The sequence below is a fragment of the Sporomusa termitida genome, from assembly GCF_007641255.1.
GTDB classification, from domain to species: Bacteria; Bacillota; Negativicutes; order Sporomusales; family Sporomusaceae; genus Sporomusa; species Sporomusa termitida.
In genome coordinates this window covers 4088525-4114650 of record NZ_CP036259.1, presented here as the reverse complement: position 1 = coordinate 4114650, position 26126 = coordinate 4088525, and the positions used below count along the sequence as shown (strand labels likewise).

22 protein-coding genes are annotated in these 26126 nt (G+C 52.8%); 17 read left to right on the top strand and 5 right to left on the bottom strand.

The features are described 5' to 3' along the window. Positions 1-59: 59 nt before the first annotated feature. The 17 genes from SPTER_RS19255 to SPTER_RS19175 all read left to right on the top strand — a co-directional run bounded on the left by SPTER_RS19255 (position 60) and on the right by SPTER_RS19175 (position 19622). Positions 60-1379 carry an MFS transporter gene (locus SPTER_RS19255; protein ID WP_246105365.1) on the top strand — a complete coding sequence of 440 codons (1320 nt, stop codon included), beginning with the start codon at positions 60-62 and terminating at the stop codon, positions 1377-1379. A 75-nt stretch (positions 1380-1454) separates the two neighbouring features. Beyond that, positions 1455-2633, top strand: a complete 1179-nt coding sequence (locus tag SPTER_RS19250) for an amidohydrolase family protein (RefSeq protein WP_144351877.1) — start codon at positions 1455-1457, stop codon at positions 2631-2633. Between the two features lie 13 nt (positions 2634-2646). Next, on the top strand, positions 2647-4149 hold the full coding sequence (locus tag SPTER_RS19245) for a 4Fe-4S binding protein (protein WP_144351876.1): 1503 nt from the start codon (positions 2647-2649) through the stop codon (positions 4147-4149). Between the two features lie 2 nt (positions 4150-4151). After that, positions 4152-4985, top strand: a complete 834-nt coding sequence (locus SPTER_RS19240) for an FAD:protein FMN transferase (protein WP_144351875.1) — start codon at positions 4152-4154, stop codon at positions 4983-4985. 89 nt (positions 4986-5074) lie between these two features. Next, positions 5075-5659, top strand: a complete 585-nt coding sequence (locus SPTER_RS19235) for an amino acid synthesis family protein (RefSeq protein ID WP_144351874.1) — start codon at positions 5075-5077, stop codon at positions 5657-5659. A gap of 22 nt (positions 5660-5681) precedes the next feature. Beyond that, entirely contained in the window at positions 5682-6572 is an 891-nt protein-coding gene (locus SPTER_RS19230) for an NAD(P)-dependent oxidoreductase (protein WP_144351873.1), read from the top strand. Between the two features lie 12 nt (positions 6573-6584). Beyond that, a complete protein-coding gene (locus SPTER_RS19225) occupies positions 6585-8003 on the top strand; it encodes a hypothetical protein (protein ID WP_211367330.1) in 1419 nt (472 codons plus the stop codon). A 9-nt stretch (positions 8004-8012) separates the two neighbouring features. Then, complete coding sequence (locus SPTER_RS19220; RefSeq protein ID WP_144351872.1) at positions 8013-9236, top strand: aconitase/3-isopropylmalate dehydratase large subunit family protein; 1224 nt, start codon at positions 8013-8015, stop codon at positions 9234-9236. Further along, the gene (locus SPTER_RS19215; protein WP_144351871.1) at positions 9223-9720 is read left to right on the top strand and encodes a LeuD/DmdB family oxidoreductase small subunit; all 498 of its coding nucleotides are present in this window, start codon (positions 9223-9225) and stop codon (positions 9718-9720) included. Before SPTER_RS19220 ends, SPTER_RS19215 begins: the two co-directional genes overlap by 14 nt. 19 nt (positions 9721-9739) lie before the next feature. Further along, on the top strand, positions 9740-11587 hold the full coding sequence (locus SPTER_RS19210; protein WP_211367329.1) for a cobalamin-dependent protein: 1848 nt from the start codon (positions 9740-9742) through the stop codon (positions 11585-11587). Next, positions 11587-12720, top strand: a complete 1134-nt coding sequence (locus SPTER_RS19205; protein ID WP_144351870.1) for a 2-methylaconitate cis-trans isomerase PrpF family protein — start codon at positions 11587-11589, stop codon at positions 12718-12720. The genes SPTER_RS19210 and SPTER_RS19205 overlap by 1 nt, the downstream gene beginning before the upstream one ends. A gap of 19 nt (positions 12721-12739) precedes the next feature. Next, positions 12740-14191 (top strand): glutamate mutase L, encoded by a 1452-nt coding sequence (locus tag SPTER_RS19200; RefSeq protein WP_144351869.1) that lies wholly within the window; start codon positions 12740-12742, stop codon positions 14189-14191. Further along, complete coding sequence (locus tag SPTER_RS19195) at positions 14178-15041, top strand: isocitrate lyase/PEP mutase family protein (protein WP_144351868.1); 864 nt, start codon at positions 14178-14180, stop codon at positions 15039-15041. The genes SPTER_RS19200 and SPTER_RS19195 overlap by 14 nt, the downstream gene beginning before the upstream one ends. 222 nt (positions 15042-15263) lie before the next feature. Beyond that, positions 15264-16112 (top strand): methyl-accepting chemotaxis protein, encoded by an 849-nt coding sequence (locus SPTER_RS19190; protein ID WP_144351867.1) that lies wholly within the window; start codon positions 15264-15266, stop codon positions 16110-16112. 27 nt (positions 16113-16139) lie between these two features. Continuing rightward, positions 16140-16808, top strand: a complete 669-nt coding sequence (locus tag SPTER_RS19185; RefSeq protein ID WP_144351866.1) for a class I SAM-dependent methyltransferase — start codon at positions 16140-16142, stop codon at positions 16806-16808. A gap of 422 nt (positions 16809-17230) precedes the next feature. Beyond that, positions 17231-18334, top strand: a complete 1104-nt coding sequence (gene nspC / locus SPTER_RS19180; RefSeq protein ID WP_144351865.1) for a carboxynorspermidine decarboxylase — start codon at positions 17231-17233, stop codon at positions 18332-18334. 28 nt (positions 18335-18362) lie between these two features. After that, positions 18363-19622, top strand: a complete 1260-nt coding sequence (locus SPTER_RS19175; RefSeq protein ID WP_144351864.1) for a saccharopine dehydrogenase family protein — start codon at positions 18363-18365, stop codon at positions 19620-19622. A 148-nt stretch (positions 19623-19770) separates the two neighbouring features. On the opposite strand, the gene SPTER_RS19170 is transcribed toward SPTER_RS19175, so the two are convergent. The 5 genes from SPTER_RS19170 to SPTER_RS19150 form a co-directional block, all read right to left on the bottom strand. Next, entirely contained in the window at positions 19771-21138 is a 1368-nt protein-coding gene (locus tag SPTER_RS19170; protein WP_144351863.1) for an MFS transporter, read from the bottom strand. Between the two features lie 23 nt (positions 21139-21161). Further along, positions 21162-22457 (bottom strand): phosphopyruvate hydratase, encoded by a 1296-nt coding sequence (gene eno / locus SPTER_RS19165; protein WP_144351862.1) that lies wholly within the window; start codon positions 22455-22457, stop codon positions 21162-21164. A 25-nt stretch (positions 22458-22482) separates the two neighbouring features. Then, positions 22483-23496: a phosphotransferase family protein gene (locus SPTER_RS19160; RefSeq protein ID WP_144351861.1), complete on the bottom strand. Its 1014-nt coding sequence runs from the start codon at positions 23494-23496 to the stop codon at positions 22483-22485. A 196-nt stretch (positions 23497-23692) separates the two neighbouring features. Continuing rightward, complete coding sequence (locus SPTER_RS19155; protein WP_144351860.1) at positions 23693-24913, bottom strand: PucR family transcriptional regulator; 1221 nt, start codon at positions 24911-24913, stop codon at positions 23693-23695. 15 nt (positions 24914-24928) lie between these two features. Then, positions 24929-25954 carry an MtaA/CmuA family methyltransferase gene (locus SPTER_RS19150; RefSeq protein ID WP_211367328.1) on the bottom strand — a complete coding sequence of 342 codons (1026 nt, stop codon included), beginning with the start codon at positions 25952-25954 and terminating at the stop codon, positions 24929-24931. Between the last annotated feature and the right edge of the window lie 172 nt (positions 25955-26126).

Here is a 26126-nt window from a genome sequence, read left to right as displayed (position 1 = left end):
AAAAAAGTTAGTGAGGCAGACAGTGTGATTTTTTAATCCAAAATAAAGGAGCTGTTTACGTGTCTACGATTACTGAGCGTTTAGGAAACTTACCCCTTGGCAAGTTCCATTGGCGGTTGTTGCTGATTATGTGTCTGGGCTGGGCTTTTGATGCCATGGATACCGGGATTATCTCATTCGTTTTACCGAAACTGATTGCGACCTGGCAACTAACCTCCGCCCAGGTTGGCTTTGTTGGCAGTGTGGGTTTGATCGGTATGGCTATCGGCGCCATGCTTGGCGGCACGATCGCCGACTATATCGGCCGGAAGAAGGTATTTGCCGCCACCCTGGTTATCTATAGTCTGGGCACCGGGGCCTGCGGCTTGTCCTGGAATTACGAATCACTGCTCTTTTTTCGTTTCTTAGTTGGCTTTGGTTTAGGCGGACAACTGCCTGTGGCGATTACTTTGATGAGCGAATATGCCCCGACTAAATCCCGGGGGCGGATGATTGTACTGCTGGAAAGTGCCTGGGCTTTCGGCTGGCTGGCGGCATCGATCATTTCGTACTTAGTTATTCCTAAATACGGCTGGGAGATTGCTTTCTATATTGGCGCCCTGCCGGCGTTGTATGTCTTTTACCTGTGGCGGACGGTGCCGGAGTCGGCCCTGTACCTGATGAAGAAAGGACAAGTGGAAGAGGCCCATGCGCTGGTGACCAATATTGAAAAAGAGCTGGGGGTAACCCCGGGCCAGAAACCGTCCATGGCGGAGATTCAAACCGCGGCCGCCGCCCCGGCGTTTAGCGTGCTGCAGCTGTTCAGTCCTAAATATTTGAAGCGGACTGCCTGCTTATGGATTTTGTGGTTCTGCATCGTATTCTCCTACTATGGAATTTTCCTCTGGCTGCCGACCTTGCTGGTCAAAGCCGGCCACAATATGGTGCAGTCTTTTGAGTTTGTTTTATGGATGACAGTAGCGCAAATCCCGGGTTATTTTACCGCTGCCGCCCTGGTTGACAAGCTCGGCCGCAAGGCTACCATGGCCACCTTCCTGCTGGGCTGCGCCTTTTCGGCCTACATGTTTGGCAGTGCCGCATCGGTTACCGATATTTATCTGTGGGGTTGCCTGATGTCATTTTTCAACCTTGGCGCCTGGGGGATTCTGTATACGTATACGCCTGAACTGTATCCCACCGAGGCCCGCAGCACCGGCGTGGGCTGGGCGGCAGGTTTCGGCCGGATTGGCGGGATTGCCGCACCGATGGTTGTTGCGGCCATGATTACCGGTCCTGATAAAATTCCCCTGGTGTTTATGATGTTTACGGCAGTACTGGTTATCGCGGCCCTGGATATGATTGTCCTGGGGGACGAAACCAAACAGAAAGCATTGAATTAGACGGCAATAAAAAAAGAATCGGCAGAGAAATAAAATTTCTCTGCCTGTTCTTTAAAATCGCAGGAGGTGGCTGACATGACCTATACAGCAATAACTAATATTGGAATGATAGTCTCTGGCAATATTTCCGAGCCGGTTTTATCTGCTGATACCATTATTATTCATGCCGGCAAGATTGAGGCTGTGGGTGACAAACAGCTGATTGATGATCTTGCCCTGCATTCTGTTGCCTACAAACTCATTGATGCCGGCGGGATGACAGTGGTGCCGGGGTTGATTGACTCCCATGTTCACCCGGTCATTGGCGACTATACCCCCCGGCAGAAAATGGCTGATTTTATAGATAGCTCTGTACATGGTGCCGTGACGACCATGATCTCGGCCGGTGAGTGCCATACCCCCGGCCGCCCGACCGATCCGGCCGGGGTGAAAGCCCTGGCGGTACTGGCGCAGCGCTCCTTTCAGAAGCTCCGGCCAGGCGGCGTTAAGGTTCATGGCGGGGCGGTCATTCTGGAACAGGGGCTGACCGAGGCTGATTTTGCTGAACTGGCAGCCAACGGTGTATGGCTTGTGGGCGAGGTCGGGCTGGGATCAATCAAAAAACCGGCCGAGGCGGCCCCGATGGTCCGGTGGGCCAAGGCCCACGGGATGAAGGTGATGATGCATACCGGCGGCACCTCCATCCCCGGCAGCTCCACCGTAACGGCGGCAGATGTCCTGGCAGTGCAGCCTGATGTTGTTTCCCATATCAATGGCGGGCCGACGGCCATTTCGCCGGCCGAAGTCGATAAACTGATTACCGACAGCGATCTGGCCCTGGAGATTGTCCAGTGCGGCAACCCTAAAATAGCCGATCAGACGGTGCGGAAACTGGAGCGTTTGGGACAACTGCACCGGATTATCTGTGGCAATGACGCCCCCTCCGGCACCGGGGTTATTCCGCTCGGTATTCTGCGCACGATTGTGCAGATTGCCAGTATGTCGGATATTCCGGCCGCAGCGGCAATTGCCATGGCTACCGGCAATACGGCCCGGGTATACGGACTCAATACCGGGATGATTGCTCCCGGCAAAGAGGCCGATTTGGCCATTATTGACGCACCCATGGGCTCGGTCGGCCAAAATGCCCTGGAAGCTATTCAGGCCGGAGATTTACCAGGAGTGGCGCTGGTCCTGATTGACGGCGAAATTAAAGTGAATAAAAGCCGCAATACTCCGCCGGCAGTCGGTAAGGTAAGCGTGAAACAGGTCTAAGGGAGGAAGGCATATGATTGTAATAGAGGAAAGTCTGTGTAAAGGCTGCGGGTTATGTATAAAAAACTGTCCCACCGGTGCAGTGGCTTTAACCGACAAAATAGCCCGGCTGGGTCCAAACTGTACCGGCTGCGGCGTCTGTATGCGCGTCTGTCCCTGCGGAGCAGTAAGCCGGGATGGCACTGTTCCCACCGGGGCAGCAATATGCCGCGCCTGCCCGGTGCAGTGTGCAATCCAGCCCGGCTTTGAAGGCGCCTGCCGCCGGTACACCAATGTCAGCGGCACCCTTGAACGCAACCGGCCGTTAGTGACGGCAAGTAAGTCCGGCGGCGCATTGCACCCGGAAATACCGGACCATCCTCTGATTACAGCCGTAGGCGCAGGTACTGAATATCCCTGCTGTAAGCCGGCACCTCATATCGTGGCCGCCAGTGTGGGGGATATTGAGGTAGTAACGGTAGTTACCGAGGCGCCGCTCAGCTATAGCGGCATTAAAGTCAAAATTGACGCCAATGCCCATATTGGGGCGGAAGGGGCACGGGTATTCAGGGATGGGGCCGCAATCGGCATGGTTGATACCGAAGAATACGGTGCCAAGATGTTATCAATCGGCGGTGCCAATATCCTGAGCGGCAAACACGGGTTTATGGCCGCCCGGACGATTGTCGGTCTGGCCAACGGTGAGCGGATCGTATTGCAGGTGGAGAAAGGCAGTAAGCTTGAACTGGCGGTGGGCCAGCCGCCGGTCATTGACGGCGTGGCGGAAAAGAAAATGCGCGTTGGCTGCGGCAGTGCAACTATTGGTATGTTTGCCGCCCAGGTAAGCAAGGTTGTTGATGAAGCGATTATCCTTGATCATCATGTCATTGGCCTGCTATCCGAGCACCGGGCCGGGGAAGAGGTCGGCATGACCTACAGCGGTGTTGTTCCGAACGGACGGAAAAGTACGCGCGGCCGTTATTTCGGTGAGCAGGGCCATGGCTGGGGCGGCACCGGTATCGCCGGCCCCCTGCAGGCCGTACAGGCGGTCGATATGGCACTGGCTAAGCCCGGCCTCAGGATTCTGGTTACCGAGACAACCGGGCAGCAGGCCGGGCTGCTGGCGGTTCAGGCTGACGGTACGGTCCGGGAAATTCCCCTGACGGCTGAGATTCAGGCTGTAGTTGACCTGATTGCCGCCAACTGCGAGGACGCCCGGGTATCGGCTGTCTATGTGGGCGGGACCGGCGGCAGTGCCCGGGCCGGGGTGACGACCTACCCGCTTAAGCTTTCCCAGGCCGTGCACCAGGGTGAAGTAAAACTGACAATTGGCGGGGCTCCGACCTATATTCTGCCCGGCGGTGGGATTAATTTTATGGTTGATGTGGAAAAAGTGGTGCCCCAGGCCTTTAGCTGGGTGGCCACCCCGGCCACGGTAGCCCCGGTTGAATATACGATGACGCGGGCCACCTTTGAGAGAATCGGCGGCCATACTGCCGCTGTTAAACCGCTAGCTTTAATAAAAAAGGAAGTTTAATTATGATTACGGTGATGGCTCCGGGCAAGGTCAGCCTGGACTTTGGTCCCATACAAATGACAATCAGAGCGCTGGCCGGCAGCAGTCCCCTGACCGGGCAGGCGCAACAGGCCGCCCATTATGCCAGGGCGGTACTATACGAGCTGGCTGCTTATCAGAAGCCGGCAGCCAGCCCGCAGCTGGCGATCAAGAGCGGCGATGACTGGCCGGAGGTGTTAAAGCGTATGCTGGCAGCGGTACAGCGGGCAGATGATATAACCCTGACGCCTATGGCGGCCGTGGCCGGAACCATCGCCGATCTGACCGCCGACTGGCTGCTGGCGCGGGGGGCTACCAAAGCGATTGTCAATAACGGCGGCGATATCGCCGTCCGGCTGGCAACCGGGCAGAAAACTGCGGTTGGGATAGCGCCGGCCATTGGCCGGCAGCCTACCCATAAGCTGGTGCTGGATGACAGCCGGGGGATTGGCGGGGTGGCGACAAGCGGCCTGGGCGGACGCAGCTTTACCAAAGGCATTGCTACCGCCGCCGTTGTGGCGGCCGGCACGGCTGCCGTTGCTGATGCCTGCGCCACCAGTCTGGGCAACGCCACCTATGTCGGCCACCCCGCGGTTAAACTGGCCCGGGCTGAGCAACTGGACCCCAATACCGATATATGGGGCCACCAGGTTGTCACCGAAGTGGGCTTGCTGCCGCCGGCAGTAGTGGAAGCGGCGCTCATGAACGGCTGGAGCCGGGCGTCTGAATTATACAACCAGGGAGTTATCGCCGGCGCCGCGGTGTTTGTTCAACAACAGCTGGTCATGATTCCGGAGGGGTTTATCATTGCTCTCTAGCTGAAACAGACCAAGAGATTTTTGGTCCCATAAATTTTATAAGTTTCGTGTGTGTCTAAGAAGTGGCAAAAATCAGGAGGGGAAGAAGTATGGAGTTGACGATTCGCAAGATTGTAACTGTTGTGGAAGAGGTCCTGCGGGATGGCAGGAAAGCGGTTGATAAGCCTTTTAAAAAATGCACGGCCGCAGCCGTTATCAAGAACCCGTTTGCCGGTGAATATGTGGACGACCTGAGCCTGCTCAGCGACATTGGCGAATATCTGGGCGGGGAGCTCGCCCAGAAGGCCGTGGCGGCCATGGGCATTACCGCCGAACAGGCCGAGAGTTACGGCAAGGGGGCGATTATCGGCCTGAGCGGTGAATTGGAGCATGGCGCCGCTATTCTTCATCCCAAGCTGGGCAAACCGATGCGGGCAGCGGTCGGCGGCGGCAAAGCCATCATTCCGTCCGCCAAAAAGCTGGGCGGGCCGGGAACGCCGCTGGACGTACCCCTGCACTATAAGGATGCCGCCTTTGTCAGAACCCACTATGATGCCATGGAGATAAGGCTCCACGATGCGCCGGCGGCCGATGAAATTGTGGTTGCCGTGGCCGTGACCTCCGGGGGGCGGCCGCATCCGCGGATTGGTGGTTTGCAAGTCCAGGAAATAAAAGGGGAAGACGGCCTGCGCTAACCGGCCCGGGGGGAGTGGAAGCATGAACATTGGTTTTATCGGCATTGGGGCCATGGGCAAACCGATGGCGCAAAATTTATTGAAGTCGGCGGAAGTTCAATTGTACATTTATGATGTCAATGCGGCGGCCATGGCTGAACTGGCAGCCCAGGGGGCAACGGCGTGCCCGTCACCCCGGGCGCTGGCAGCGGCGGCATCAGTGATCATTATGATGCTGCCCAATGCCGCTGTTGTGGAGAGTACCCTGACCGGTGAGCAGGGCCTGCTGGCCGGTGGCACAGCCGGGCAGACCATCATTGATATGAGCAGTGTTGCCGCCGGCAGCACGAAAAAGATGGCGGCCCTGGCCCAGGCCCGGGGGATAGCCTATATTGACGCACCGGTCAGCGGCGGGGTTGCCGGCGCAGCGGCCGCAACCCTGACCATTATGGTGGGCGGCGAAGCGGCGGCGGTGCAAGGGGTGCTGCCGCTGCTGCAAAGGCTGGGGAAAAAAATCTATCATGTTGGCGCCAGCGGGGCAGGGGATGCAATGAAAGTGGTAAATAACCTGCTGCTTGGCATCAACATGGCGGCTGTGGCGGAGGCCCTGGTACTGGGGGCCAGGTCCGGGCTTGATCCCCGGGTGATGCTGGAGATTATTCAGGCCAGCTCCGGCCGCAGCTATGCTTTGGAGGCCAAAGCGGAAAAGTTTATTCTGAACAATAATTTTGCCGCCGGTTTTGCCATTGATCTGGAATATAAGGATCTGGAGCTGGCAATGGAAACAGCCAGAAGCCTGGAAATACCCCTGCCTGTAGGGGCGTTGACCCAGCAGGTGTTTGCCATGGCCAGGGCCAAAGGCTTAGGCCGGGAGGATATTTCGGCGGTAATCAAGGTCTGGGAAGAAATGGCAGGCATTCAAGTACGGGGATAAGGTCGGTGGTCGATGATGGAAAAAATCAATCAAATTATGGCGGCAAAAGGTCTGGCAGCCGGTGAACTGACAATCGGCGACTGTATTGATATAGCCGGGCAGGCGCAGGTGCCGGTCAGTGAGGTCATTATCGCGGAAGCAATGACAACAAGCAGCATGACCCGGTCAGAGGTGTATTCAGCCGTGCTGGCCAGCTTTGCGCATAATCTGTATGCTGTGGAAATCGGGACGACAACCGGCGCAAGCTTTTTAATGGGGACCACCGGCCGGGAAGTGGCGCAGGCCGGCGCCCCCCAGCTTGTGGCCGATGAGTTTCTAAATAAAGTGCTGACCTATACCCTGGGGGCCCAGGTGGGCAATCACTCAGTCGGACTGCAGCCCTGCGCCGGTACCGGTGATTCCTGCACCTATGCGGGGTTTGTCAGAGCGCTGCTGGAAGAACTGGAGGATAAGGAAGCCGTGGCCCGGGTTGCCGCGGTCATGCTGAAAATCGGTACAATCTTCCGGGTGGGCAAGACCTCCACCGGCTGCAATATGGAAGGCTTCGGCGCCGGGGCGGCGGCGTCGGCCGCCGCCTTTGTCGAACTGGCCGGCGGCAGCCCGGCCGCTATGGCCAAGGCGATTGTGCTGGCGATATCACCGACAATTGCCAACCCCTGCACACCGCGGGTTATGGTGGCCGGGCTGTGCGCCACCCATATCGGCGGTGGCGTTATGATCGGCAAGCTGGCCGCGCAGCTGGCCCTGCACACCTCGATTCCGGTGACGGTGCCGGTGGATGTCATGGTGGCGATGGCGGCCGCCGTGCATCCGGTGTCGGCAAAGCAGGTGGTGCCTGTTGTCATTCAGTATATGGAGCCCTTTTTTAAGACCAACGCGGCGGTGGAAACCTATATTGGCGATGATATGCAGGCGCTGGAGAAAGAGCGGATTGAAGAGACGGTCAAGCAAGCCCTGGCTGAGGCGCGGGCTATGGCCCGCAAAGCCAATGCGATTGTCAAGCCTTTTGGCGAGGCGGTTGTCGGCGGCAGCAGCCAGGCGGTGGGATCGCCGACGAATGCCGCCCGGATTGCCCATTATCTGGCCAAAGGGAAGATTACTAAGGTCAAAATCGAGTTGTATCCGGAACTGTTTGCCCGCCGGGGGATTAATGTTCCCGGAATATTGATGGCGGCTGTATACGGGGCCGGTACCGACAACAGCCAGTTATACCGGGAAGTGATGAGCAAGGTGGCCGGCGAGGGGATTGAGGTTGAGATCCTGCAGGTCCAGGAGCCCCAGCTGCAGCAGATCACGGTATTGGCCACGGAAAAAAACTCCCTGGTATCGTCCCTTAACCGGGGCGGCGGCCGGCTGGTGCTCAGGCAGGCCTCAGATCAGGCCGAAGCGTACCGGGTGGCTAATAAACTGGGTATCGAGATTGTTGATTAGGGGGGCGTCATGAATTTTATTGAACAATATCTGGCCAGGGCAGCAGGCCTGGAGACAGTGGCGGCAGGGCAGGATATCCGCTGCCGTGTTGATCTGGTGGCAGCCCATGACGTTACCGGGCCGATGGCTATTCAACAGTTTGAACAGATTGGGGTTGACCAGGTGTTTGACCCCGGGAAAGTTGTCATGGTGATCGATCATATTTTTCCGGCGGCGACGGTACAGGCTAAAGCCATGCACTGGATCATGAAGGACTTTGCCGGCCAGTACGGGATCACCCTGTATGATAAAGGCGAGGGTGTCATTCATCAGGTGCTGGCCGAGCGGCACCGGCTGCCGCCGGGCAGCATTCTGGTAGGCGCCGATTCCCATACCTGTACGGCCGGCGGTTACGGGGTTGTCGCGATCCCGGTCGGATCAACCGAGCTGGCGGCGGCGATGGCGACCGGGACCATTGACCTTGAGGTGCCGGAAGTCATTGAGGTGTATATGACCGGACAGCCGCAGGCTTATGTGGGCGGCAAGGATATTGTGCTGTCACTGATCAAAGAGTTTGGCGTGGCCGGACTGACCGACAAGGCTGTTGTTTTTACCGGCCCCGGCATTACCGCTCTTGGCCTGGATGACCGGCTGACCATCTGCAATATGGGCATTGAGATGGGGGCGATGATTGCCTGTTTCGGCGGTGAGGCGACAGCCGCGCCGGCGGTGGCAAAAACAGTGAAGCTGGCCCTGGAAACCATTGATATCGTGGCCGCCTGCCCGCATTCGCCGGCGAATGTGCGGCCTGTCAGCCAACTGGCAGAGGTAGCGGTAACCCAAGTCGTTGTCGGCAGCTGTACCAACGGCCGCCTGTCCGATATGGAGCAGGTAGTTAATGTGCTTAAGCACCGGCCGGTGCATCCGGCGGTTACCATGCTGGTTATCCCGGCCTCGAAAAATGTGCTGGCCGCTATGGAAGCGGCCGGTTGGTGCAGGATTTTGCGTGATGCCGGGGCCGTTGTCACCAATCCCGGCTGCGGACCCTGTTTTGGGGCCCACCAGGGGCTTGGCACCGACCGGGATGTTATTTTATCCACGACCAACCGTAATTTCCCCGGGCGGATGGGGCATCGCAGCGCCCAGGTATATTTAGCCTCGGCCGCTACGGCGGCAGTCACGGCTGTCCGGGGCCGGATTACCCGGCCGGGATCATTAGTACTGGAAGGCGGCGTTGGTTATGAACAGGCTTAAGGGGCAGGTTTGGGTGTTTGGCGATGACGTGGATACCGATCAGATCCTGCCAGGCTATGCGATGGCGGAAGAGTTTTCCGGACTGGCCAGGTATGCGATGGCCGGCAGTAAACAGGCTGATTTTGCAGCCCGGGTTCAGGCCGGCGACATTATTGTGGCCGGCAGGAATTTCGGCTGCGGCTCCAGCCGGGAACAGGCGCCGGTAGCGCTGCAGGCGGCCGGGGTAAGTTTGATTATTGCCGAATCCTTTGCCCGGATTTTCCGGCGCAATGCCATTAATATCGGCTTGCCGGTGCTGGTGGCGGAGCTGCGCCGGCATGTTCAGACCGGTGACCTGGTTGAGGCCGATCTTGTGCAGGGGATTGTCAGAACAGCGGACCGGGAGATTGCCGCCCAGGCTTTATCGGCCAATGTGCTGGCAACCATTGCTGCCGGCGGTTTAATCAACCGGGTCAGGCAAGAACTGGGCATCAGCAACAACTAAAGCCATGGAGGGATAAAGCGTGCAGGAAAGAACAAAACAGATCATTATTGAAGATTATGACAGCGTCTGCGCTTACCGGGAGACTTTTGACGTAGCGATGCCGACAATTGGCAAAGACGGTGCGGTTGAGGGGCTGCCGGCTCCCTATCCCCGGCTGGTCAACGGGGTGGAACGAAGCGGCTACCGGATTTATGAGCTGGCCCGGCAGGCGGAGCTGACCGGCATCCCGGTGCAGAATCCGATTTTAGGGCGTAATACCGCCGGAGAAACCTATCAGGAATCACTGGAAATGTACAATATGGCGGAAAAACTGGGCATTAACCTTTTTCACTTCGTCCATTCCGAGGCCACCCGGCATATTGATCCCCTGAAAGGGCGGGACCTGATCGAGCAATCCCGTGGTAAAGGCGGCATTACCCCTGACGGCGAACGGAAACTGGTGGAACTGGGCGGCGGGGCTGCTCATCCGATGCGGATCAATGCCACCGGCGACACGCCCCATCTGTCGATCATTAATGCGTTGATTGCCGGCTTTGACGGTACTGATATCGGCCCGGTTATCCATGTCCATTTTGGCGGCCGGGGCATTCATGACTATAAAACGAAGGTGGTTAACGGCTTTAAGGCCCTGGAGATATGTGCTGAAAACAACATATTCGTACAGATTGAATCCCATAAGCATCTGAATAACATTGGCGGTACGGACGGGATGGCCTTAGCCATGTGCCTGCTGGCGGAGGGGCTGGGGGTGTTAGCCGGGCTGCCGCCTGAGCTCAGCGCCGTGCAGATGAATGTGGCCGGTCTTAATATTCTGGCCGATCTGGCCGTAATGAAAGCCTTTAAAGAAACTATGTGGAGCAAGAGCCTGATTGTCGTGCCGGAGACCTTCCAGAATCCGCCCGGTGATTTAATCGCCGAAGCGGCGCATTTTGCCCGCATGGCGATCAGTGCAAAACTTGGCGGGGCCCATTTCTACCGGCCGAAGGCGGCTGAGTCGGTGGGCATTCCGACAGGTGCTTCGATGGCTAAGGCCATCTGGGCCACCCATAATGTATTTGAGAACACTGTCGCGATAGAAATCCGCGATCCCTATATTGAAGAGCGCAAGCAAGAAATTCTCAGTGAAGCGATGGCGGTGCTTGAGTCTGTTTTAGGACTTCAGCGTACACTTGCGCCGACTGAGATCAATGAAACCTTTTGGCGGCAATATGCGAAAGACGAAATGATTGAACGAATTGTCCAGGCCGGTAAAGCGGGTGTTATGGATTGCCCCCGGGCCGGCGGCTGGGACCTGAAGCGTCATGTAAAAACCCATCGCGATAAAGATGGTATTAAACGCTATATCCCTGGCTATACACCGCTGGGGGTCGATGCTGCCCGCATGGCGATAACCAGCGAGCCGGTCGTGGTGCCGGAAGAGAAAAAACCAACCCGCAAACAGAAGATGGTATTAGCTACTGTGGGGGCTGATGCCCATGTGATGGGCATTAACCTGATTCGCGAGGAATTTGAAAAGGCCGGCTATGAAGTCATTTACATGCGGGGCATGAACCTGCCGGAAACGGTGGCTGAAGTGGCGGCTGAGGCCAAGGCGGAAATCATCGGTATTGCTAATCTGCTCGGACTGGGGCGGGATCTGTTTCCCCGGGTTGAGGGCCGCTTGCAACAACTGGGACTGCGGGACAAAGTACTCTTGATCGCCGGGGGGCGGATTAGCGAAAAAGAAGAAGAACATACTTTTTATGAAGAAAAGATTGCCAATGAAGGGACCGGCTTTTTGGGGGTTGACGGATTTTTCGGCCCTGGTACCGATCCTGCTCAGTGTGTCAAATGGATCGAAGCAGCGTTAGAGAGGAGAGGTTTGTAATGGGTGAGATGCAGAGAATACCTTGTGTAATTATGCGGGGCGGCACAAGTAAGGCCATGTTTTTGAAAGCCAATCATCTGCCACAGGATGCAGCTGTACGGGACCAGGTGATTCTGGAGATATTCGGCAGTCCGGATGTACGGCAGATCGACGGCCTGGGGGGCGCTGACCCGCTGACAAGCAAACTGGCAATTATAGCTCCCTCTACGCATCCGGACGCTGACATTGACTACACCTTTGGTCAGGTCAGCCTGACAGCGCCTTATATCGATTATACCGGTAATTGCGGCAATATTTCCTCGGCGGTGGGGCCATTTGCCATCGATGAAGGATTTGTTGCAGCCCAAGCCCCCACGACAACGGTACGGATTCATAATACCAATACAGGCAGGATTCTGGTTGCTGAAGTACCTACCGTAAATGGACGGGCCAGGGTGACCGGCGACTGCAAGATTGACGGTGTGCCTGGTACCGGCGCCAGGATTATGCTGGATTTTTCCGGCACTGCCGGCTCGGCGACAGACAGGCTGCTGCCAACAGGCAACCCTGTTGACACGATTTCAACAAGTAACGGGCCTTTGGATATTTCTATTGTTGATGTTTCCAATCCCTGCGTTTTTGTCAGAGCCAAAGACCTTGGCATGACAGGACAGGAAACGCCGCAGCAAGTGAATGGTAATGCGGCTCTCCTGGCATTATTGGAAGAAATCCGGGCAAAGGCGACGGTGATGATCGGCATGGCTCCGGATATTCAGACAGCCACGCAAAAAAGCCCGGCTTTCCCCATGATTGCTTTTGTGGCTCCGGCTGCCGATTATGTTGATTTTACGACAGGTCAGACAATCAGCAGCAAGCAGGTTGATTTCTTGTCCAGAATGATGTTTATGCAGGTTTTGCATAAAACCTATCCGGGTACAGGTACGGCCTGCACCGGGGCGGCGGCAAAGATTGCGGGAACAATCGTTCATGAAGCCATTCCTCATATTGACACCATTGAGGTTATTCGTATTGGCCATCCAGCCGGCATTATTGATATTGAAGCCGCTGTGGACAAGGGTGAACTGGTGCGGGCTGCGTTTTCCCGCACAGCCCGCCGGATCATGGAAGGTTATGTCTTTGTAAGGAACGCCTAGCCGGGATGGGGGTAATCGTATGCATGCAGATCTGCTGGTATTGGATGTGGGCAGCACCTACACGAAGTTAACAGCCTTCCGGCTGAACCGGGGGGAACTGGAGTTTGTGGCCCGCTCCCAGGCGCCAACAACCATTGCCGATATTGAAACAGGCCTTGTCAATGCCAGACAGGCATTAGTGGCAAGTGGTGTCCGGGTGTCAGACGAAGCTAAAGTCTTTTCCACCAGCAGTGCGGCCGGCGGCCTGCGGATGGTAGCCCTTGGCTACATGCCCCGGGTAACCGCCAAAGCCGCCAAAGAGGTAGCGATGAGTGCGGGGGCCCGGGTTTTGGAAATCATCAGCCATGAGGATTTGCCGGAATACCGTTTGGAAGTACTGCGGGAGATTAAACCGGATATTGTTTTACTGGCCGGCGGTACCGACGGCGGTGATCAGCAATCACTCATTGAGAATGCACATATTATTGTTCAGGCCGGCATCAAAGCCGTGATAATTATTGCCGGCAATAAAGAGGCCCAAAACCAGGTGGCAGAGATTTTTACCAGCTGTGACATTCCCCATATCCGTGTCCCTAATGTAATGCCAACAATTCATGAATTAAAGGTTAAACCGGCCAGAGAGGCCATTCATGAGCAGTTTATCAAACAGATTACCCAGGCTAAAGGGTTAAATAAACTACTGAATATTGTCTCCAATAAGAAAGTGATGCCTACGCCTGGCGCAGTGCTGTTGGGTGCAGAGCTGCTGGCCAAAGGAACTTTCCAGGAAGAAGGTGTCGGTGATGTCATCGTCATTGATATTGGGGGAGCCACTACCGATATCCATTCGGTCCTGCCTGAGCTGGAGAAGCTGACCATTGAGGAAAAGGGCCTGGTTGTAACTAATGAAAAGCAACCCTCTTATCGTACTGTTGAAGGAAATCTGGGTTTGCGTGTCAGTGCAACAGGCATTGTTGAAACAATCGGCCCACTGGGCGTATTGGCCAAAATCGGCTATAACAGTGAAGAGACGGCCAATCAATTGTCAGCCTATACCGAATATCTGGAACAGAACCCTGGCCATATCAGCCAGTCGCCGCAGGAAAAACAGTTTGATCTGGCACTGGCGATTAGCGCCATTGAAGTAGCTTTAAAGCGGCATGCCGGGTATATTGCCCAGGATTTTAATCCGGTTATGGGCATTATGCCCGGAACCCCGGTTGGCAGGGATCTGCGCCGGGTGAAGTATGTGATCGCCGTGGGCGGGATTTTTACCCATGGTTCCCAGGCCGATAACCAGCTGATCCTGGCCGCGGCTTTTAAGAACCCCGGGATTTCCTTATTACCTGTTCAGCCCCGGTTTATTATTGATGAACAGTATCTATTGTATGCCCTGGGAGCCTTAGGGTCCCGTTATGCCGACCAGTGCGGCCGCTTTGCCAAAAAATATTTTAAGATAAACCTAAAGGGGAATGAGCATGAGACAAACTAGCGTGTTGCGACAATTATTAGCAGGTCCGGGTATTATTGTAGCCCCTGGCGCCCATGATGCACTGACCGCTAAAATCATTGAGAAAGCCGGCTTCCCGGCAGTATATATGACAGGCTACGGCCAGGCAGCCAGCCATCTGGGTAAACCGGACGTGGGCCTGCTGACGATGAGTGAAATGGTAGCCCGGGCGGCCAATCTTGTCGAGGCTGTCGGCATACCGGTTATTGCCGATGCTGATACCGGGTTTGGGAATGCGGTCAATGTAATGCGTACTGTCCGTGAGTATGAAAAGGCCGGTGTGGCCGCCATTCAGCTGGAAGATCAGGTTACCCCCAAAAAATGCGGTCATATGACTGGCCGTCAGGTCGTGCCTCAGGCTGAAATGGTCGGCAAAATTAAGGCCGCCGTTGATGCCCGCCGGGATGCTGACCTGGTAATTATTGCCCGGACGGATGCCCGGACTGTGCATGGGATTGATGAGGCCCTGGACCGGGCGAAAGCGTATGAAGAAGCAGGGGCCGATATCCTGTTTGTGGAATCGCCGGAGAGTGTCGGGGAAATGAAAAGGATTACCGCCGGCTTTACCGTACCGGTACTGGCTAATATGGTGGAAGGCGGCCGGACACCGCTGCTGCCGGTGCCGGAGCTGGCGGCTATCGGCTATCAGATTGTTATTTATCCAACGGCATCGACCTACACCATGACGCTGGCCATCACCCGCTTAATGGAAAATCTGAAGGCAACCGGGACTACTGCCGGTATGCTGGACCAAATGGTTGCTTTTACCGAGTTCAATGAGCTGATTGGCTTACCGCAAATCAGAGCGACTGAAGCGGCCTACGTAAAATAGTAAAAATAGCCGGAATACAAAACGCCAAAGTACCGGAGCCTTGGCGTTTTCCTCCTGTTATGATGCAGCGGCTAAAGCCCTGTGCCAGAATAATTTGACTAAAATAAAAGTTTTTCAGGCAGGTTGTTGGCAAGGCGCCGCCGGTGTTTGACTTTCGCTTAACCTGCATCCTGCCTGTGGATATTAGTGGCTACTATATGTAAAAAAAGAGAGGCGATGAGTATGTCGGCAAGTGATAAGGAGATCCTGGACAAACTGCTGTGGGCCTTACCGGTCATTCAACAGGCTTTGCAGTACGATGCGGGGGTAACTCTCACCGACCGGGAAAAGTTTATCCTGTATAAACCGGGCGGAAAGCTTGATTTAAAAGTACCAAAGGACCAGCCGCTGAAGGCCGGCAGCGGGGTGTATCGCGCCATCCACGAGCAAAGGCGGATTGCCATGCGTTTTGATAAAACGTTATATGGGTTGCCCTATACCTCGGTGGCCATACCTGTTTACAATGACGCCAGTGAAGTTATCGGTGCTATTGCCATAACCCAGCCGGTTGAGCTGCAGGAATCAATGAAACAGATGGCCGGTGACCTGCTGGACAGTATGAACATCCTGGCGGCCACTACGCAGGAGATTTCGGCCCAGACCCAGGAGATTGCCGCCACCGGCCGGACACTGGCCCAGGTGGCAAGTGATTCGCAGGTGCGGGTGCAGGAGACCGACCAGGTGCTGGGGATGATTAGGAATGTTACCAGTGAAACGAATCTGCTGGGGCTCAATGCTGCGATTGAAGCGGCCCGGGTTGGCGAACAAGGGCGGGGCTTCGGTGTGGTGGCCGGCGAGATTCGCAAGCTGGCAACAACGAGTACCGATTCGGTCAAGAAGATTGAGACAATTATTGGCAATATCAAGTCAGATGGTTCCACTATATATACCCAGATTAATGATACCCAGGAGGCAATCAACCAGATTGCCGTGGCCGTAACCCAGGTGGCCGACACGATCCAGCAAGTAAGCAAAATGGTTTCCCAACTGGACCAAATTGCCGAAACATTAAACTGTCAGGAGAGCTGCTAATAAGCGGGCTTACACAGGAGGTACAAGATGCGTGATAATAAGACTTCGCAGGCAGCCGCGGATTATGATGTAAATGTTGACAAAACGATTCCCCGCTATCATTTATTTCATGATGAAATTCTGGATCTGGTCAAAGCAGCTGTGCCCCGGCCCTCGGCCTGGCTTGACACCGGCTGCGGGACTGGCACGCTTATTGTCAAGGCAATGGCCGAGTTTGGCTCAACCCGGTTTGTGGCTGCAGATCCGGCGCCCGCGATGCTGCAGCTTGCTGCGGAAAAACTGGCAAATAGCAAAGTCTCTTTTGTATTGGCAGGCAGTGAGGATTTAGATTATACGGACAATTTTGATGTGATTACCGCCGTTATGGTTCATCATTATTTAGATGCGGCCGGCCGCCGGCAAGCGACCGGCAATTGTTACCGGATGCTCAAACCGGGTGGTATCTATATTACCTTTGAGACCATTCAGCCTGATACGGCAGCAGGCACACAAATCGGTCTTGCGCGCTGGCGGCGGACTCAGGTACTGAACGGTAAAAGCCCGGAGGCAGCGGACAGGCATATCAGCAGATATGGAACTGAACTGCAGCCGGTCACCCTTGCGGCCCACCGGCAGCTGTTGACTGCAGCCGGCTTTTCCCCGGTTGAGGTCTTCTGGGTTTCCGGTATGCAGGCCGGCTTCTATGGGATAAAGTAATATGGTTGTGGAATAGACAATATTAGTTTCTGTGGATAAGACTCTGAAAAATCTGACAGCCTCAAATCCGGTGTCTGGGATGGGAGGCCGTCTTTTTCATTTTGCGCTGCTCGTACCTTGACCAGATTAACACTTTGGTTAGCTTGTGGATCTTTTCCCGCCCTGCAGGACGAAAAAGTCTCCCAACCTAACCTGAATTTTCAACCCGGTCAAGGTACTTAGGCTATCAGAATCGGCATAGGCTGGATGGTGCCTGACTTTTCTGGCGTAAATCGCTTTTTTCGGCAAATTACGGTTGTTTTTAAAGAATAATCGACAAATGCCGTCATTTTTGCTATTATTAATGTCGTAGTTGCATTATGAGAAAATAAACTGACTGCTGCCGTTATTTTTAGTACATACTTAAACAGGAGTTATAAATAATGAAGATTAATACCCCCTATTACCTCATTGATGAGAAAAAGCTATTGCGTAATCTGCAGATTATTCAGCAGGTGCAGCAGCTCTCGGGGGCCAGGTCGGTACTGGCGCTGAAGTGTTTCTCCACCTGGTGTGTCTTTGATCTGATGCGCGAGTATATGGCAGGCACCACCTCCAGTTCTCTCTATGAGGCGAGGCTGGGTTTCGAAAAATTCGGCAAGGAAACACATGCTTATTGTGTCGGCTATTCACAGGCCGATATCCTGGCTGTGGCCGAATTTGCCGATAAGATTATCTTTAATTCGGTTTCCCAGTTGGATCAATATTATGATACAGTAAAATCAGCCAAGCTGGGATTACGCGTAAATCCCGGGTTTAGCCACTCTCATTTTGATCTGGCCGATCCGGCCCGCAAGTATTCGCGCCTGGGGGTGACGGACAGGGCGGCGCTGGCCGAGCAGCTGCCCCGGCTTAGCGGTCTGATGTTTCATTACAACTGTGAAAACGATGATTTTGCCGCGTTTTCAGAGCAGCTTGATTTGATCGGCGACAGCTATGGCGATTTTTTGCAGGCGCTGGAATGGGTAAGTCTGGGCGGTGGCTTATATTTTACGCAAGCGGGCTATCCGCTGGACAAGTTCAGCCAAAAACTGGCAGACTTTGCTGACAGGTTTAATATTCAGGTGTATTTGGAACCCGGGGAAAGTGCGATTACCGGCTGTACCGAGCTGGTTACCAGTGTGGTTGACATCGTGCATAACGAAATGGATATTGCTATTGTTGATGCTTCGGTTGAGGCGCATATGCTGGATTTGTTAATCTACCGGCTTGCAGCCAAAATGGAGACAACCGGCCCCGGCAGGCATACCTATATGGTGGCCGGGCGCTCGTGCCTGGCAGGCGATGTTTTTGGCACCTTTGATTTTGCCGAACCATTGGCAATTGGCAGCCAAATCCGTTTTGCCGATGCCGCCGGCTACACAATGGTAAAGAAAAACTGGTTCAATGGCCTGCAGATGCCGGCGATTGCCGTGCGCAGGCTAGATGGTACGATTGAGGTTGTGCGTCAGTTCACTTACCCGGATTTCTTAAATAATTTATCTTAAATTAAATTTTTTAGCAGAGGAGAAAGAAATGAGGAAAAATGTTTTAATTGTTGGTGCTGGTGGCGTGGGTCATGTGGTAGCTCACAAATGCGCGATGAATAATGATGTTTTGGGTGATATCTGTATCGCTTCACGTACCCAGCAAAAGTGCGACGCAATTATTGACAGCGTACTGCGCAAAAATCATTTGCAGGACCCGGCGAAAAAACTGTATTCGCGGGCAGTCAACGCCATGGATGTTCCGGCTGTGATCGAATTAATCAAGGACACCAAGTCGGAAATCGTCATCAATGTCGGGCAGGCTTATGTGAATATGTCGGTGCTGGAGGCGTGCATCGAAACCGGTGCCGTGTATATGGATACGGCGATCCATGAGGATCCGGACAAGGTCTGCGAGGACCCGCCCTGGTATGCCAACTATGAATGGAAACGTAAAGAGCGCTGTCAGGACAAGCAGATCACGGCAATTTTAGGGGTCGGCTTTGATCCGGGCGTTGTTAATGCCTGGTGCGCGCTCGCGCAAAAGGAATATTTTGATACAATCGATACCATTGATATACTGGATGTTAATGCCGGCAGCCACGGCAAGTATTTTGCCACAAATTTCGATCCCGAGATTAATTTCCGTGAATTCAGGAAAGTGTGGACCTGGATTGACCGCAAATGGGTACTGCAAAAAGTTCATTCGATTAAAGTGGATTACGAATTTCCGGTCGTGGGAACCTGTTCCGTATATCTGACCGGACATGACGAACTGCACTCATTGTCTAAAAATATTAATGCGAATTCTATTCGGTTTTGGATGGGGTTTGGCGAACATTACTTAAACGTGTTCTCGGTGCTGACCAATCTTGGCCTTACCTCGGAGAAACCGGTTAAAATAGCGGCAGGCGTGGAGATTGCGCCCCTCAAGGTACTGAAAGCGCTCTTGCCTGATCCGTCCTCATTGGCAGTTGATTATACCGGTAAAACCTGCATCGGCAATTTCATCAGCGGCACCAAAGACAATCAGCCGCGCCAAATCTTCATTTACAATACCTGTGACCATGCCGAATGCTATCAGGAAGTGGAATCCCAGGCCATCAGCTATACGGCCGGGGTCCCGGCCGCGGCCGCGGCCATCTTAGTCGCCCGCGGCGACTGGGATGTTAAGCAGATGGTCAATGTGGAAGAGCTTGATCCTACACCTTTTATAGAACTGCTGGCGACAATGGGCCTGCCTACAGAAGTTATTGAAGCACCGAAACCCTTTGTAGTGCCGGTTATTGAATCATTAGATTCTATTTGATCATATTATAGACAGCAAAAACTCCTGGCAAATCCCCGTGGGATTTACCAGGAGTTTTTTGATTGAGGTTGCTGGCGTGGTTTTACCGTTGTACTGCAAATCAATTAACTGCTTATGCGCGGGTAGGCTATCTTTTGCCATACGTGTATCAGGAGGCGACAGTTTTTCCACTGGCTGCGGTTTTCAGCCGCTGCCTGTCCACCAGCATACTGGCGGCAACAACCCCCAGCAGGGCGGTGAAGGCAACCCATAACCAGGCATAGAAATAGTCGGCTGATTTTGTGACCGGATCGATCTTGATTAAGCCGCCCATAATAAAAGGAGAGGCTGCGGCTGCCATATAGGCAATGCAGTTTACGCCCCCCATGGCCTTGCCGTAAGACTCTACCGGGAACATATCGGCCGGCAGGGTGATAGCCGGTCCCCAGACCATGTTGGAGAAAAATCCGGCACCGGTAAGTGTTAACAATAATACAAATGGCGAAACTCCTTTGGTCAGGGTTGCCAGAATAACAATAAAAGGAATCATGCAGGCAAAACACAGAATAATCATTGGCTTGCGGCGACCGCCCAGGATCTTGTCGCTGACCCAGGCGCTGGCAAATGATCCTAACGCACCGCCAATAAAGTAGATTGAGGCCCAGACGCCCATTTTCATAACGCTGAATCCGTGTACCTGAATCAAATATTGTGCCGACCAGACCATAACACCCCAAAAGGCCAGCTGAGCAGCCACATATACAAAAACCAGGGGGATATAGCCCGGGGTTTGCAGGATTTTGCTGAAAGAAACATTCAAGCCCTGAGATTTTTTGGCAATAATCTTCACATCGCCTTTTTGGACATCTTCGGCGGTAATAATTCCCTGCTTGATCTCGTCCTCGTAGGCTTCCAGCGCCTCCTGCTTTTTCACAAAGCGGTTTTGTTCAGGATGGTCAAAAACAAACAAGATAACCAGAATAAGCGGGATAACACCGATTAAACCAAGCAGTTTAAAGATTTCCCGCCATTCGTTGCCATACAGCGTAAACAGTAACGTGCTGACCATTGGTGCCCAGGCGGGGGTAATGATCCAGGCCCAGGAAAGAATGCTTTGGGCCCGGGCCCGTTGCAGCGGTGGGAAATAACGGACAATCAGCCGCGCTGACGGAATAAATTCAGTTCCCACCATAATGCCGAACAGTACCATTCGTATATACCATTCACTGACGCTATGCACTGTAGACTGCAAATAGGTCAGGGCGCTCCAGGCAATAATAGAGAATATCAGGACTTTACGAGAGCCGATTTTGTCACATACCCAGCCGGTTACCACCTGGGAAGGTCCATAGAAAACCAGCATCAGGGCTGCGCCAATCCCGATTTCATAATTGCTCATGCCAATATCCTTGCTGATAAAGGGTAAGAGAATATTGGTATTGACTCTGTCCAGATATTGAATGGAATAGCAGAAGGAAATGATTGCCAATAAAATATACCGGAACCGAAAAACACCGGCTTTTACGGAGTCTGCCATAGTAACATACCTCCCTTGTTTACTTATTCTTTAATTATGCGCCTGAAAATATCTTGGCCCGGATAAACTGCTTCTGTTCCCAGCTCTTCTTCAATTCGCAGCAGCTCATTCCATTTTACGGTCCGTTCAGTACGGGCAATTGAACCAACCTTAAGCTGGCCGGCATTGGTGGCAATAGCCAGGTGAACAATTGTCGCATCCTCGGTTTCTCCTGACCGAGCCGAAACAACCGGCAGATAACCGGCATTACGGGTCAGTTCTACCGCCTGTAGTGTCTCGGTAATAGTACCAATCTGATTCATCTTGATTAATACACTGTTGGCAATATTCTGGTCTATACCCCGTTTAATGCGACCGGCATTTGTGGTAAACAGGTCATCCCCAATCAACTGAATGCGGTTTTTCAGTTGGGCCGATAAGATGCTCCAGCCGTCCCAGTCATCTTCAGCCATCCCGTCTTCGATGGAAATAATCGGGTATTTGTCTACCCAGCCTGACAACAGCCGGGCAAATTCCTGACTGTCCATTTCCCGGCCTTCGGCCGCAAAGGTATATTTGCCATCCTGATAAAAATGACTGGCAGCAATGTCCAGGGCAATCGCGACCTCGGCTCCCGCCTGATAGCCGGCTTGGCGGATTCCTTCCACCAACAGGTCCAGCCCTTCCGCATTAGCGGAGAATGTAGGCCAGAAGCCACCCTCGTCGGCTACAGACAACGGTTTTCCATACTTAGTGAATACCTCTTTGGTGGCATGGTATACATTGGCCACCATTTCAATCCCGTGGGAATAAGTAGCCGCGCCGACCGGGATAATGAGAAAATCCTGAATATCAATACTTTGGCCTGCGTGCAGGCCGCCGCCGATAATTTGTACCATCGGCACAGGCAGGGTAACTGCCTGTACTCCGCCCAGATAGCGGTACAGAGGCGTTTCGCAGGCATTGGCGGCCGCCCAGGCCGTTGCTATCGACACCCCCAGAATCGCATTGGCTCCCAGTTTGGATTTGTTTTCTGTTCCATCCAGATTTAGCATTGTCATGTCGATAATTGACTGCTTCAGGGCATTGGTCCCGGTCAGGGCCGGTGCAATGCACTGATTAACATTTTCGACCGCCTTAAGAACCGATTTGCCCCGAAAACTGTTCGGATTTCCATCCCTTAACTCCAAGGCCTCATAGATGCCTGTGGACGCACCGGAGGGAACTGTGCCCCGCCCCCTGCTGCCACATTCCAGTTCGACGTCAACCTCGACCGTCGGATTGGCGCGCGAGTCAAATACCTGCCGGGCCTTAATTCTTTTAATTCTTGTATCTCTCATAAATAGCATCCCTTCTTTTTTGTTTTTAGGTCATGATTTTAAGCTCTTGCCCGACATACCGGATCAGTGACCGGTATGTTTGCACATCATTCTGCAGAAGATAATAGCTGATTTTGCGGATTGAATCCTGATCACTGCCGGCGGTTATGTATTCAGCCGGCGATTTCCCGTCGACCCTGGATAAAAATAATAGGGCGAGCGTTTTAACAGTATTTCGTTCCAGTAAGCCTGCATCCATAAAATTAATCTTTTGCAAATAAACCTCAGCCGTGTACAGCGCGAGATTAAGGTAACTTAATGCCCATTGCTTATTTTTTACCGCCTTAAGCAGAAAATGATTTGTTAAAAAACCCAGGTCAAAGGATGGGTCACCAATATGAGCGACCTCAAAATCAAGAATGAAAATCTGTTGCCCGTTAACCAGAATATTTTTGGGGCTGTAATCGCCGTGAACCAGGGTTGCCTGTGTTGCCAACAGCCGGTTTGTCTCCTGGTCAATAATTGCTGACAAAGCCGGATGCCGTTTGGCGATTGACCGCAGATACGGATCAATCCTTAATTCGATAAAAAACTTCTTGCTTGCAAACCGATTTTTAATGATTTTATCCCCGGCCGCCACATTGTGGACATTGGCCAAAGCCAGTGCCGCTTTACCGGCAACTGCGTAGTCAATCCGGCCATTAAGCAGCTGTTTTTTCCACATCTCCGATCCTGCCGGTGCCGCTTCCATTCCATATAAATAGTTTTCTTCGTCGTAAAACAATAATTTTGGTGTGGCCTGCGGCACCACCTGATTATAAAAAGCTAGACAATCTTTTTCCGTTACAATCCGGCTGACATCTGAAAACCAGTCCTCCTTCACTCTGAGCTTGGGCAGCGCCTGCTTTACTACAAAAGATAATTGTGGTGACCTGACCATAATAGCTTCACAGGATACGCCGCCTCCTAACTGTTCGATCTCAGTACTGTCCGCATCAGAAATAAGATTCTTCTGCAGCAAATACTCAGCAAACACTTTCCTGTCGGCAATATTGATCATGTACTGCCATCCTCCCAAAATTTTTTAATTCGCAATACATATATAATTCATAACATTCAATCAGAAAAACCTCAGAACCTGCTTAAAAATTGACATAAATGCAAGTGGCAATAGAAAAACCATGTGCACTATGCACATGGTTTTTCGGTTTTTTTCTGCAGGTAATCAAACAGGGATATTATCTGGTTTTTTTTGCTCAGCTTTTATTTAATTTTACCGTCAAAGCCGCCATTTTTATTATAAATGCATCTTTGAAGCTATTTTCCGGATCCAGCCCGGTTTTTTTCTTAAACCTGTCAACTTTTTGGGCAATGGTATTCCTGTGTAAGTGAAGCAGGGAGGCTGTTTTGGTCAGGTTTGTATTCTGGTCAATATATGCTTCGATAATCTGCAGCAATTCCAGATCCGGATTGCCCCCCTCTTTTTTTATCCCGGCCAGGACGGGGGAAATGGATTTATGCCGGATTATATGCGGCAGATAATAGTTAATGTGTTCGAGTAATCCCTGATCGGCACTATACAGGCCCGGATTATCCTGAAACAATTCACCCAGATAAATTGTTTTTTTTGCTTCCGTATAAGAGTGAACCAGTTCCAGGAAGTTGGAATATAGGCGGCCATAGGCTACACGGTAGGTAAAGATCTTGGCTGCATCCAGATCATGAATGATACCCTGGCAGATAATATCAAGGGCATAGTAAAGCCTGCCTATATCTTTATTGGACAGAAAGGATTTAATAACCACAATATGATCGTTGTCGGCAAAAGCAACCAGATCCTGATTATTGAGATATTTATTGTTTTTTATAACCTGCACCACATTGTCTTTAAAGGTTTTAATGGAGGCCTCATAGCCCAGGTCAAGATTGATATTAAAAAAATCATTTGTCTTTTTTTCCAGTTGAATCAGAATAACCGACCGCAATAAAAACAAATCAATATTATAGGTTTTTAAGATTCTGAAGATCTTGTAGGAAGCCGTATGCAAATGGCCGGTTTCGGTCTCTAGAATTTCTTTAATGATGACGGCATCACGGTCTGTATCTGCCTCTACCTGGTGTTGGGCCGCCAGGTGTTCGATAAAGGCCTCAAGCGAGGCCCTCAGGGTATTGGCAACCTGTTCCCCGCTTTTTAAATTCATAGTCTCCACCAGGATCAGGGCGAATAATCGCAGGTTGACAGCAACCGGCACAGCCACCACTGTATATTCCCCAGAGTTGTCATAGAGAATTTTCCGGGGCTTGCTGTCGTCAACAGCCTGAAGCATACTTTGCACAATCGGCTCGGCAATATTTTCAGCTTCCGCTCTGCTTTTGGCAATGATCTGTCCGCCACGGTCTATAAGCTGCACGGCGTTTACTGCAGAAGTATCGATTTTTTCAAGAACCCTGAGAAAATGATTAAATACTGCATTCATAACAGCACCTCTTAATTATACGGCTTTCCAGCAATGAGCCGCACGCACAATTTCCATTAGATTCCTGTTAGCAACCCGGCAGGGGAGGGCGCATTCCGGGGCGATTAATTGAATACCGCCATCCAGGGCATAATGTACAGCCTCTTTGATATCTGCCGCAGTGCCACCCAGCAAGGTAGCAGGATTATTGATATTACCGGCTAAAATCAGCCGCTCTCCTGCGATTCCGGCAGCTACTGAGGCATCGTTTCTTGAATCCAGGTGGAAGGCTTCAAAACCAGCCTGGCAGAATAAATCCAACCGGTCAATTACCGGTCCGCACACATGCAGGATAACCGGTCCGGCTTTTACTAACTGCTTATTACAATGCTGATGTACCGGCAGCAGGAATTCCTCATAGGATTTAGCACTAATTAAATCAGCAGTCACGTGATCCGCCCAGGTAAGGATGTCGGCTCCGGCCTCAAACTGAGCCTGAGCGAACAATAGCGGCACCTTTGCCAGGTTCCTCAGATAGCGGTGGACTTTCTCCGGTTCCAAAACAACAGATAACAGAAAGTCAGCCGTGCCGTATAAATGATAGGCCAGTGTCCAGGGGCCAATTACCTTGCCGATAACAGCCACTTTGGCGCCATATTTCTTTTTTAGGGCTTTGATCGCCTGCAATACCGTCTTTACAGGCTTTCTGTCCAGGAAGTTAGGCGGCAGTACAAAATCATCCGGTTCGCCGCCTGGAGATTCGAGGACCCGGGGCAGACTATCCGGTTTACCCCAGTCCATGCAGCACCCTAAGGCTGCTGCCTCTGCATGTACGGAAAAATAGGGGGTAACACTGTCAAATCCCAGCGTGTCGTGGCCAACCGCCGCCAGCGCGGCCATAGCATCGCCCTGAAGATGCGCGTTCGGGAAATAGGCATTGGCCAGGCGCATACTTTCCAGTGTTGCCAGCGATGTTGGATTGATAACCGGAACCCGGTCACAGGGCTTGCGGTTAAATACCGCCAGTACCCGCTCGCGGGGACTCATCTCTGGTCCTGCCAAAAAAAATCACCACCAAAATAGTATTTGTTTCGTATTATGCTGCCTGCTGGATAATGGCTGGCCGGCCTGCAGACTGGAGGCGGCTTGGTTATCAGATAATAAGAAGAATGGATTGCATTCATTAATTGAGTCTTTTTTATCATAGTATACTTTTTCTTCCTTTTTTTCAATA